This window comes from Flavobacterium plantiphilum, from assembly GCF_046000495.1.
In the GTDB taxonomy this organism is placed as follows: Bacteria; Bacteroidota; Bacteroidia; order Flavobacteriales; family Flavobacteriaceae; genus Flavobacterium; species Flavobacterium plantiphilum.
Genome location: NZ_JBELQA010000006.1, coordinates 317,057 through 329,256, shown reverse-complemented (window position 1 = coordinate 329,256; position 12,200 = coordinate 317,057). Strand labels below are relative to the sequence as shown.

The window sequence follows — 12,200 nt, the reverse complement described above, 5'->3', positions numbered from 1 at the left end:
ATAAAACAATTTAAAAATACAATTATGCCTTTTGTTAAAGTATATATTCATTGTGTTTGGAGTACTAAAAATAGATTTCCTTATTTAGATTCAATAGAATTGCGTCAAAAAGTTTGGCAGCATATACGAGAAAATGCAGTTCAAAAAGGGATTTTTATAGATTTTATAAATGGATATGCTGATCATTGTCATTGTCTTATTTCATTGGGTGTTGATCAAAATATTCAAAAAATAATGCAATTAATAAAAGGAGAGTCTTCATTCTGGATAAATAAGAACGGTTTGACTAAAGCAAAGTTTGAATGGCAAGATGAATATTTTGCCGTTTCTGTTTCGGAATCGATTATTGACAAAGTTCGAGATTATATCAAAAATCAAGAAGAGCATCATAAAAAGAAAACATTTCAGGAAGAATATGATGAATTCATTGATAAATATGGATTTAAGAAGGTTAATGATAAATAGTTTGGCTGAAGCCATTAATGATTTTAATCAAGGTTTCTCCAGCTAAAGCTGGAGACAATTCAAAGGTAGGAGCTTTAGCTTGAATTGCCAACAGCTTTAGCTGTTGGTTTGTAGGTTGTGAATTTTATTGGCTTTAGCCAAAATGATATTGATATTTAAACAAAATGAAAAAAGAACTCCATATATTTTTTACCGCAGTACTATTTTATACCCGAATTCCCTGTCCTAAAAATATCAATCATCATCCGGATTATTTAAACAAAGCTTCCCGTTATTTTCCACTTATCGGCTGGATTGTAGGCGGAATAAACTTTGTGATTTATTATCTTTCGGCTTTTGTTTTTTCAAATGAAATAGCGGTTATTTTATCAATGATTGCCAGTATTCTGGTTACAGGCGCTTTTCACGAAGATGGTTTTGCCGATGTTTGCGATGGTTTTGGTGGCGGATGGACTAAGGAAAAGATTCTTCTAATTATGAAAGACAGTGCTATCGGAGCTTATGGAGCTATCGGTTTGGTATTGCTGTTTTTGTTAAAATTCCAGAGCGTAGTTCAGTTACTTGCAGAGGCAAATTCGATAGTGGTAGGTTTATTGTTGTTTGTTTCGGGACATGCTTTAAGTCGATTAGCTGCTGTATCTATTGTTTTTACTCATGAATATTCCAGAGAAGATGCCACAAGTAAAAGCAAACCCATAGCGCAAAAGTTTACCTGGAGAGAAGTTGTTGGGGCTTTCTTTTTTGGATTGTTACCACTTTTTACTCTTTCATTCTTTTACGGACAAATCTTGCTAGTTGTTATTCCTGTTTTCATATTCCGTTATTTTCTGGCTCGCTATTTCCAAAAATGGATTGATGGTTACACTGGCGATTGTTTGGGGGCAACACAGCAAGTTTGCGAAGTAGTTTTTTATTTATCAGCAATTGCATTATGGAAATTTATTTAGTCCGACACACGGAGACAGTTTGTGAAAAAGGCGTTTGCTACGGACAAAGTGATGTTGATTTAAAAACACCTTTTGAACTACAATTTGAGGGAATTAAACTTAAAATCCCTGCTGACGCTATTGTTTATTCCAGTCCGTTGTTGCGTTGTACCCAATTAGCAAAGTATTTATCAGATACAGTTATTACCGATTCCCGACTAATGGAAATGCATTTTGGCGATTGGGAATTAAAAAATTGGAATGCCATTCCCAAAGCCGATTATAGCCCTTGGATGAACGATTTTGTAAATGTCGCTGTTCCTAACGGCGAATCATTTGTTGTATTGCATCAGCGTGTAAGTGATTTTTTAACTTCAATTGTTGCAAAAAAGGAATCAGAAAAAATAGTGCTTGTTACTCATGCTGGAGTAATTAGAAGTATTTTGTGCAAGCTGACTAATTTACCTTTGAAAGATGCTTTTACTAATAAAGTCGATTTTGGAGCAGTGATAAAAATAACATTGTGATTTTGTTTTATGTTTTTAACTAATTGATTTTTAGTGTTTTGTATTAGTAAGGCCAAATAGTACTTTAAATTTGATTTTTAGCTGAATTAAGTTTTATCTTTGCCGCCGTATTGAGGTTGCTGTTTTCTATGAGAAAACAGCATTAAAAGGGAATTAGGTGAAAGGCGACAGAAATTAGAAAGCAGATTTCCGCATTGTAAGCAATCAGAAATTGTAAATCTATATCTAAATCAAAAATCCTAAGCTGTACCCGCAACTGTAAGCTATCAAGCTTGTTGTTATCTGCAAAACCACTGTTTTAATTGTAGATTTTAGAATTCAGATTTTAGTTATATCTAAAATCAAAAATCCTAAATCTAAAATGGAATGGGAAGGTAAACAACAAGACGCAAGCCAGGAGACCTGCCTAATACATCGAGTATCAAACTTTCGGGAAAAAAGGTTTGGGTATGGGGTCATTCTATGCTTTTCTCCCATTTTTAGTCATGTAACAGCAAATAGCTGTTATTAAATGTTTATTAAAATGAACCAAAAAATCGTTCGTATTAGTGCGTTATTCGTATTAATAAGTACCTGTGCAATGGCGCAAAAAAAAGGAATTGTTCTTTCCGGAACGAATGAATTAGAAGAAGTGGTTATTTCTGATTCTAAATTTGCTTTACCAAAAGAAAAATCCGGAAAAGTAATTGTAAAGATTACTGCTGATGACTTAAAAAAGAGACCCGGACAATCAGTAGCTTCAGTTTTGAGTACAGTTGCGGGAGTAGAAGTAAATGGGAATCAGAGCCGAAATGGGAAAGATTTAGGTCTTTATATCAGAGGAGGAAGAGGACATCAGGCTTTAATTTTAATTGATGGTGTTCCTGTTACCGATGCTTCCGGAATCAGTTTGTCCTATGATTTACGTTTACTTTCAGCCGATCAGGTAGAAAGTATTGAGGTAATGAAAGGGGCGGCCAGTACACTTTATGGTTCTGGGGCAGCTACCGGAGTAATTAATATTACTTTGAAAAAGGCAGCTAAAAAATCCATTGCAGGAAATGTGTATATGAATGTAGGAACTCAGACTACAGCTAAGGATAAGGATTATTCAGCTCAGGATTACAATCAGGGATTTTCATTTAACGGAAAATCGGAGAAGTTCAATTATTTTGCCTCTTTAAACAGTACTGAAACTACCGGAATTTCTGAAGCTAAACCGGCCTTGGATACTGAAAACTTTGAAGCTGATCATTTTTCCAGAGTAAATTCTATTGTAAAGTTTGGTTTTACACCAAATAACAAATTAGCATTGGATTTCTTTGCCAGTTATGATAAAATTAAAAATGATTTTGATGCTGGTTCTTTTGCTGATAATATCGAGAATTTTGCCACTTCAGAACAATACAGAATTGGTTTTTCTCCAAAATACAAGTACACCAATGGTGAAATTGTCCTTAACTCGAGTGCAAATGTAATGGACAGGGCTCTTTTTAATTATGGTAGTTTTTCGTATTATAAATCAAGAAGCGTGAATGCCGATTTATTTAATAAATACAGCATTTTACCGGAATTATTTCTGGTAACCGGAGCTCAGTTTCAATTTCATGAAATGTCTAATAAAAGTGATTATGTAGATATTCGTACTGAATTAGCTAATTTTAATATGATTGATCCTTATTTAACTGCAGTTTATAACTCTGATTTTGGATTCAATTTTAATGCCGGAGCACGTTATACCATTCATAGTATGTTTGGAAATAATTGGGTTTTTAACTTAAATCCTTCGTATTCTATACCAAATACACCAATAAAATTATTGGCTTCTTACAGTTCCGCTTTTATAGCACCTAGTTTGTATCAGTTATATTCTTCTTATGGTGATGAGAATTTGGTTGCTGAAAAAGATAAAACACTGGAAGCAGGAGTGGAATTAGAATTATTAAATAAAAAACTGATTTTCACATCTATAGCTTTTTTGAGAGATGAAACTGACGCTATTGGTTTTGATTTGAGTACTTATGAATATTATAATATTTCAGGAATTAATAAAGCCAGAGGATTTGAAACTATGTTTTCGTATCAATTGACAAACAAATTAAAATGGAGTGCTAATTACACTTTTACAGAAATGCAGAAGCAGTCAAGAGTTTTAAACCCGAAGCATAAGGTAAATTCGGCAATTGATTTTCAGGCAACTGACCGCTTAGCTTTTAGTGCTACTTATCAATTTGTCTCTGACAGATATACAGAATATAGTACTTATGGACCAGCGCCGGATTTTGAAACTATTGTTAACTCAGAAATACTGAAAGATTATCAATTAGTAAATGCCAATATCCGTTATACCGTTATTAAAAACAGACTAAACCTTTTTGCGGCAGCAGATAATATTTTGAATAAAGACTTTGTAGAAGCCAGAGGTTTTAGTACCAAAGGCAGAAACTTTAAATTAGGATTGAATATTACTTTGTAAAACCGCTGATACAATTAAAAAATCCCATCTCTTTTTAAATAAGGAGATGGGATTTTTGTTTTATAAAGCTTAGATTTATTTTCCTAAATCAGAAATGAATTCAGAAATAGAATTAGCAATTTTATTTTGTGTGTTAGTATCCGTTAGATATTTAAAGTCATTTTCATTAGATAAATAACCTAGTTCTATAAGGATAGCAGGAGCATTCGTTTTTTTAAGTATATAAAAAGGAGCTTTTCTAAGTTCATTTCCTTTTAAAAAATCATTTTCAGATAGTTTTGAACTTAGTTTTTGTGCAATTTCTGTTGATTTTTGAGAAAATTCATTTTCTTCTTGCGCAGTAAAGATTTCAAGTCCTGACTTATTAGTGTCTCTATTAGAATTGATATGAATGGATAATACTAAATCAGGCTTAAGAGTATTAATGAATGCGGCTCTTTCCTGAAGGCTTAAAGTTTTGTCATCATTTCGGGTGAAATGAAGCTGCACATTCTGATTAGAGGATTTTATCTTTTTAGAAAGTTGCTCCACCAATTGTTTTTCGCTTATACCTTTTATAACAGCACCAGAATCACTGCCACCGTGAGCTACATCAATAACAACATTAATGGGTTTTGCAACTGCATCAGTTGTTTTTTCAAATCCAAAAGACACCATCATGGTGATAATCAGTAAAAAATAAAATAATTTTTTCATAAACTTGGTTTTTTAAATGGTTGGTTCTTATTGCTATAAACTCAAATGGATTGTGAATTATTGTTCTTCTGTACTAAAATACATCAAATTAAGTCCTCTAAGTGTTTTAGAATCATCAATAAAAGGAAAATCAGCTGTTGTTTTTTGTGGAATATTTTTAGCTGTACCGGTAATTTTTCCAATGGCAGTTGCCAGCAAAGGTTCATTAGGTTCTCCCAGAGTTCCCATGGTACTAATTCTTTCAAATAAGGGATATTCAGGAACTAATCCTTCTAAATAATCGCCAAAGCCTGCTGCATTTACCGAACGGGCAACAATAGGCTGCATTGCATAACGATGAGAAGGATTTGCATTAGTTCTTGAAAAAGTAGGAGAATCATAAAGAGTAACCGAAGCCACATTTTTACCATCAGTATTATCTCCTATCTGGATTACATTGATATACGGATCCAAACCGTTAATAATGAGTTCACTTGCCGAAGCGGTACTTCTGGTCGTTAAAACATAAATCCTGTTAAGATTTAAACTATTGATACCCGCTTTGTCAATAGTACTTGTAAAAGTGTACTTTCTGTTGAGAAAAGATTTTTTGTTATTGTATGCCAATTCGCTAAAAATCTGTCCTGTAAATTGTCCTGTAATCATACTGGCTAATCGGGTAGCTGTCAGTACAGAACCTCCGCCATTGTACCTTAGATCTAATACCAAATCAGTTATTCCTTCGGTTTTAAAATACCCAAAGGCATCATTAAGTTCTAAATCATAATTGTCATAAAAACCATTGTACATCAAGTAGCCAATTTTATGAGTTCCATTGTTAATGACTTTTTTGATAAAAACAGGATTTTCAGCTAATGTTGTTTTTGTCAATGTTAAACTTTTTCCATTAGGAGTAATTACAGGATTGCTATTGTTGTCATAAGTAAGGTCGGCAAAATTTAAGGTGTAATCCAGATCAGAACTTCTTAATAAACTAAGATAATTGCTTAGTGTGAGGCGGGTTCCATTCACTCCGTAAAATATTTCACCACGTTTAATATCTTTTGTAGCAGCATCTGAACCAGGAATAATGTAACGTACATAACCAATAACCTGATTACTTCCTGAAGAAACTAAACTCAAACCATATTCTACTCCATTGTTTTTAGAAGTTCCCTGTAGTTGTTGCTCCAGTGAAAGATAGTCATTAACAATCCAGCTGTAGCGGTCTACGACAGTATTATCAGCGATATTTTTTTGATTGGAAGGAAAATACAGCAGACTTTCAAATAAATTTTCCGGAGAAGAAAAGCTTTGTAAATAACTTTCATATTCGGCACCAGAAGTAAATCTGTCGTCGGCTAAATCAGGAATTTCAGATTGCCATAAGTACATGGAATTCATTCCTCTCCATATAAAATTGTTGACATCAATGGCTGTTGGTTCCGGTAGGGTATCATCATTATCCTGACAACTTTGCAAAAACAAAAATGGGATAATCAGTGCTATTATGTGTTTATACAAAGTGTTCATATTTTGTTAATGATTATGGCTATTAACGTAAAAATACTATCTTTAGTTTTATTATTTGCTTTTTTAATTAAAATAGTAATAGATTTTTTGCATAAATCGTATTATCTAACGTTAGAGTTATAATTGTGCTGTTTTTTTGGCATAGAAATGGTAATGCATAGTTAAATAGGAACCTAAATTTTAATATAAAGATATGAAAATGAGAAAAATACTAATTGTATTAGTAGCTGCCTTTGCTTCCGGAACATTCTACGGGCAAACGGTTTTTGATCAGTTTGACGGACAGGAAGAAATTGTTTCCGTAATTGTAAATAAGAAAATGTTCGAGTTAATGAGTAAAGTAAAAGTAGATGCTTCTGATAAAGAAACACATCAATATTTGAAGTTAATTCAAAATTTAGATAATTTAAAAGTGTATTCAACTACTAATACCGCTGCAGCTCAAAAAATGAGAGATGCTGCTGATAATTATATCAAAACGGCTGCATTAGAGGAATTAAAGAAAGTAAATGAAAATGGAAAACAAGTTACCATAGATGTAAAACGTTCCGGTAATCAGCTGAAAGAATTTTTAATGTTTATTGATGATGATGCAAATGGGATTAATCGTTCAGTTTTAATGTCATTAACAGGTCTTTTTAATTTAAATGATATTTCAATCTTAACAGATAAAATGCAAATTCCCGGAGGTACTGAGTTAAAGAAACTCACTGAAAAATAATAGTAAATCCGTTTTAAGAAACAAAGCTGCTTCATTTTTTATGAAGCAGCTTTGTTAGTTTTAATGACAAAAAGTTTTAAAGTTTTTGGCAGCACTCTCACTACCTAATCCCATAGCTCTGGAAAAATCATCGCAGGCACTTTGTTTGTCTTTGAGATGGTTGTAAACCAATCCTCTTAAATTATAAACAACATAATCACTAGTGTTGTTTTTAATAGCAATATTACAATCCTGAAGAGCTGCTTTGTAATTCTTCATTTTATAATAAATATTAGCTCTTGTTGTATAAGCATACGTATTGTCTTCATGCAGTTCTAATGTTTTATTAGCATCAGCTAAGGCTCCATCAAGGTCATTTATTTTGAGTTTTTCCATACTTCTGTTTAAATAAGCCTGGCTAAACTCAGGTTTTAAATTGATGGCTTTAGTATAATCCATCACCGCTCCTTGTGTGTTTCCCGCATTTGATTTTTTCATTGCCTGATCAAAATAATTCTCGGCAGTCTGACTCCATCCGCATATTGATAATAATGTGAAGGAAAATAATAGTAGATTTTTCATAGACTTTTTTTTATTTATAAAAATATCATTTCAAATTGGTTTTTAAGCCATTTTTAATGAAAAAATGACAAAACTCCTTTTTCAACAGCTGTTGGTCGAAATAGTGATTCCAGCTATAATAAATAACTCTAAATTTATAATTAAATTGTTTTATAAATCATTACAAGCAACCGGATGAGAAATATTTTTTTTATAGTAAGCTTTTTTTTAGGTATCCAATTTAGTAATTCTCAGGAACTAAAAAACCAACCCAAACCCTTTGGTCCTTTGCCTACGCAAAAACAAATTGACTGGCAGGAAATGGAATTTTATGCTTTTATTCATTTTTCTCTAAATACATTTACCAATAAAGAATGGGGATATGGAGACGAATCTCCGCAACTTTTTAATCCCACCGCTCTTGATGCACAACAATGGGCCCGTACGGTTAAAGAGGCCGGAATGAAAGGAATTATTTTAGTAGCAAAACACCACGATGGTTTTTGTTTGTGGCCTTCAGTTTATACGGAACGTTCTGTGAAAAACTCTCCGTGGAAAGAAGGAAAAGGAGATGTGGTAAAAGAATTGGCTGAAGCCTGCAGAACATACAATCTTAAGCTGGGGTTGTATCTTTCTCCTTGGGACAGAAGTCGTGCCGATTATGGTAAACCGGAATATGTAACTTATTTTAGAAATCAATTAAAAGAATTACTGACTAATTATGGAGATGTTTTTGAAATGTGGTTTGACGGGGCTAATGGAGGCGATGGCTATTATGGCGGTGCCAATGAAATTAGAAAAATAAATACTTTAGAATATTACAACTGGGAAGAAACCTATAAGTTAATATATAAAATAGCTCCTGAAACACTGGTTTGGGGAATAGGACCTTCTGAGGCAAGATGGATAGGAAATGAGGAAGGTTATGCTAATAAAACCAATTGGAGTCTTTTACGTCAAAAAGATGACTTAGCCGGGAAAGTACATTATACAGACTATATGTCCGGTCATGAAGATGGAGAAAAATGGGTTCCCGGTGAGGCTGATGTTTCTATCAGACCCGGATGGTTTTACCATGCTGTTGAAGATGATAAAGTACGGTCGCTGGACGAACTGGTTGATATATATTATAATTCGATAGGCCGAAATGCGACTCTTTTACTCAATTTGCCTGTGGATCAAAGAGGTTTGATTCATCAAAATGATATTCAGAGACTGAAAGAATTAGTGGCTGTTATAAAATCAGATTTTAAAACAGAATTGTTAGCCCATACAAAAACCAAAGCAGATAATGTGAGAGCAAACAGTTCTCGGTTTAGTGCTAAAAACCTGATTGACGGCGATAAAAATACGTATTGGGCAACTGATGATGAGGTTATAAAAGCAAGTGTTGAATTTCAATTTAAAAAACCTACAGCTATTAACAGAATTGTGCTTCAGGAATATATAAAGTCAGGGCAACGGGTCAAAGCATTTTCTGTTGAAGCGAAAGTGGATGGAAAATGGCAGACAGTCGCAAATGAAACGACTATTGGTTATAAACGAATTTTAAGAATGGACAGAGTAATTGCTTCTGCTATCAGAATAAATATTCTGGATGCTAAAGCCAGTGTGCTGCTTTCGAACATAGAAGCTTATAATGCGCCCACTTTTGTAAAAATGCCGGTTATACAAAGAGATCGTAAAGGAGCGATAACTATAAAAAGCGAAGAAGCAAGTCAGATTTATTATACGCTCGACGGAAGTATCCCTTCGGAAAAAAGCAACTTATATCAGGGCGTTTTTAATTGTGAAAAAGCAGTAACCATTAAAGCTATCGCCAGAAATGAAGCAGAAGGAATCCGCAGTGCCGTTGCAACGGTAAAATACAGCGCATCTAAAGAGAATTGGAAAATAATTGCAGTTTCCAGTGGTGATATTCAATCAGCGGAAAGAATTATTGACGGTAATCCTGAAACTATCTGGGCTTTTGGGAATGAAAAACATCCATTGCCACAAGAAATTACAATTGATATGGGAAGCGTGAAAAACATAAAAGGCTTTAGTTACCTTCCGCAACAACTGGGAAACAATCTTAATTTGATAGCCAATTATGAATTTTTTACCAGCACTGATATTAAAAAATGGACTAAACAGTCTCAGGGAGAATTTTCCAACATAAAAAATAATCCAATTGAGCAAGTTAAAACTTTTGATAGCGTTAAAGCAAGATATTTACGTTTCGTAGCTTTATCAGCTATAGGAAGCGGAGAAACAGTTTCAATAAATGAAATAAATGTATTAGAAGAATAACTGGAATATTAAAAATAATCTTAATGTTTTTAATTGTGTTTTTTGCCGACGCACATAGGTTATTAGTCGAATAATTAATTTTCCGGAACAGAAGATGTGTAATTTTATCTTAATAATTTAATTCAACAATAAAAATGATTAAAGAAGATATCAATTTTAAAGAAGCGGGTAGGTTTGAAGAAACGCGTTTTGAGAAAATTCATAATGTAATTTTTGATTCGTCTAAAGAAGCCTCTTTGTTAGTAGCGCAGGAAATAGCTAATTTGATTCAAAGAAAAGAAGAATTAAATGAACCATGTGTTTTGGGATTAGCAACTGGATCTTCACCAATAAAGGTATATGAAGAGCTTGTCAGAATGCATAAAGAAGAAGGTTTGAGTTTTAAAAATGTGGTTACCTTTAACTTAGACGAGTATTACCCAATGGATAAAGATAACATTCAGAGTTATTTTTATTTTATGCACGAACATCTTTTTAATCATGTAGATATAAAAGCCGAAAATATTAATATTCCTGACGGAAAAGTAAGTGCTGAGGAGCTGCGTCAGTATTGCATTGATTATGATATGAAAATCAACTCTTACGGAGGCTTGGATTTTCAGTTATTAGGAATTGGAAGAACCGGACATATTGGTTTTAATGAGCCGGGATCACACGTTAATTCGGCCACAAGAAGTATTACTCTGGATCATATTACCCGTGTTGATGCGGCTCCGGCTTTTTTAGGTGTGGATAATGTGCCCCGAAAAGCCATTACAATGGGAATTGGTACAGTAAAGAATGCTAAACGCATTGTGCTTCTGGCATGGGGAATCAGTAAAGCGGATATTGTTAAGGAGACTATCGAAGGAGAAATTTCTTCTCAGGTACCTGCGACATATTTGCAAGAGCATAACAATACAACTTTTGTTTTGGATACAGAAGCTTCATCAGAGCTGACAAGAGTAAAAACACCTTGGTTAGTAAAATCATGTCTCTGGACTGATGAGTTGAAACTGAAAGCCGTGGTGTGGTTAAGCGGGCTGACTAATAAGCCTATTCTAAAGCTGACAGATAAAGATTATAATGATAATGGAATGTCCGGATTATTAGCCGAAGAAGGAACAGCCTATCATTTGAATATTAAGATGTTCAATACCTTGCAGCATACGATTACCGGATGGCCTGGAGGAAAACCGAATGCAGATGATACCTATCGTCCGGAACGCTCAGAGCCAGCTAAAAAGAGAATTATCATTTTTAGTCCGCATCCTGATGATGATGTGATTTCAATGGGAGGAACTTTTGACAGGCTGGTAGAGCAGGGGCACGAAGTGCATATTGCGTATCAGACTTCTGGAAATATTGCTGTTTCTAATGATGAAGCGCTGAAATTTGCTGAAGTTTCTACCGTTTTAAATTCAGCTTCAACAGAATCAGACAGTATTATTGATTTCTTAAAAAATAAGTCTAAAAACGATATTGATTCTGTAGCAGTCAGAAAATTAAAAGGATTAATCAGAAGAAGCGAATCCTTAGGCGCCACCCGCTACATGGGAGTTCCGGATGAAAATGTTCATTTTTTAGATCTTCCGTTTTATGAAACAGGAACTGTAAAAAAAGGAAATCTTACCGATGCTGATATTGATATTATGTGTAATCTTATCGATAAAGTAAAGCCACATCAGATATATGCAGCCGGAGATTTAGCTGATCCGCACGGAACACACAAAGTATGTTTGGATAGTTTGTTTGAAGCTTTGAAAAGATTAAAAAGTAACAGCTACATGGATGATTGCTGGGTATGGTTGTACCGAGGGGCATGGCATGAATGGGAAACCTATGAAATTGAGATGGCTGTACCGATGAGTCCGGATCAGGTACTTAAAAAGCGTTATGCTATTTTTTACCATCAGTCTCAAAAAGATGGTGTAATGTTTCAGGGAGATGATTCGAGAGAATTCTGGGTAAGAGCTGAAGACAGAAACAGGGCTACGGCAAAAAAATACAATGATTTAGGTTTGGCTGAATATGCTGCTATTGAAGCATTCAAGCGCTATCATTTTTAATTTTCTTTTAACTACATA

General features: G+C 33.9%; 10 protein-coding genes and 1 riboswitch. Of the genes, 7 read left to right on the top strand and 3 right to left on the bottom strand.

The window, feature by feature from the left end; translation table 11 throughout:
• Positions 1–24: 24 nt before the first annotated feature.
• The 4 genes from tnpA to ABS764_RS12340 all read left to right on the top strand — a co-directional run bounded on the left by tnpA (position 25) and on the right by ABS764_RS12340 (position 4,373).
• Positions 25–465, top strand: a complete 441-nt coding sequence (gene tnpA / locus ABS764_RS12355) for an IS200/IS605 family transposase (protein ID WP_456264508.1) — start codon at positions 25–27, stop codon at positions 463–465.
• Between the two features lie 164 nt (positions 466–629).
• A complete protein-coding gene (locus ABS764_RS12350; RefSeq protein ID WP_408082109.1) occupies positions 630–1,412 on the top strand; it encodes an adenosylcobinamide-GDP ribazoletransferase in 783 nt (260 codons plus the stop codon).
• Positions 1,397–1,918, top strand: coding sequence for an alpha-ribazole phosphatase (gene cobC, locus ABS764_RS12345; protein WP_408082108.1), 522 nt, complete (start codon positions 1,397–1,399; stop codon positions 1,916–1,918). Before ABS764_RS12350 ends, cobC begins: the two co-directional genes overlap by 16 nt.
• Positions 1,919–2,014: 96 nt before the next feature.
• Positions 2,015–2,341: riboswitch (cobalamin riboswitch) on the top strand.
• A 100-nt stretch (positions 2,342–2,441) separates the two neighbouring features.
• A complete protein-coding gene (locus ABS764_RS12340) occupies positions 2,442–4,373 on the top strand; it encodes a TonB-dependent receptor plug domain-containing protein (RefSeq protein ID WP_408082107.1) in 1,932 nt (643 codons plus the stop codon).
• Positions 4,374–4,448: 75 nt separating this feature from the next.
• On the opposite strand, the gene ABS764_RS12335 is transcribed toward ABS764_RS12340, so the two are convergent.
• The gene (locus ABS764_RS12335; protein WP_408082106.1) at positions 4,449–5,069 is read right to left on the bottom strand and encodes an N-acetylmuramoyl-L-alanine amidase; all 621 of its coding nucleotides are present in this window, start codon (positions 5,067–5,069) and stop codon (positions 4,449–4,451) included.
• A 57-nt stretch (positions 5,070–5,126) separates the two neighbouring features.
• Positions 5,127–6,581 carry a S41 family peptidase gene (locus tag ABS764_RS12330; protein WP_408082105.1) on the bottom strand — a complete coding sequence of 485 codons (1,455 nt, stop codon included), beginning with the start codon at positions 6,579–6,581 and terminating at the stop codon, positions 5,127–5,129.
• Between the two features lie 199 nt (positions 6,582–6,780).
• Here ABS764_RS12330 and ABS764_RS12325 point away from each other — a divergent pair, with 199 nt between their 5' ends.
• Complete coding sequence (locus ABS764_RS12325) at positions 6,781–7,302, top strand: DUF4252 domain-containing protein (RefSeq protein WP_408082104.1); 522 nt, start codon at positions 6,781–6,783, stop codon at positions 7,300–7,302.
• A gap of 60 nt (positions 7,303–7,362) precedes the next feature.
• On the opposite strand, the gene ABS764_RS12320 is transcribed toward ABS764_RS12325, so the two are convergent.
• Entirely contained in the window at positions 7,363–7,863 is a 501-nt protein-coding gene (locus tag ABS764_RS12320; protein ID WP_408082103.1) for a tetratricopeptide repeat protein, read from the bottom strand.
• Between the two features lie 174 nt (positions 7,864–8,037).
• Here ABS764_RS12320 and ABS764_RS12315 point away from each other — a divergent pair, with 174 nt between their 5' ends.
• The gene (locus ABS764_RS12315; protein WP_408082102.1) at positions 8,038–10,134 is read left to right on the top strand and encodes an alpha-L-fucosidase; all 2,097 of its coding nucleotides are present in this window, start codon (positions 8,038–8,040) and stop codon (positions 10,132–10,134) included.
• Positions 10,135–10,268: 134 nt separating this feature from the next.
• Entirely contained in the window at positions 10,269–12,182 is a 1,914-nt protein-coding gene (gene nagB / locus ABS764_RS12310; protein ID WP_408082101.1) for a glucosamine-6-phosphate deaminase, read from the top strand.
• Positions 12,183–12,200: the final 18 nt, after the last annotated feature.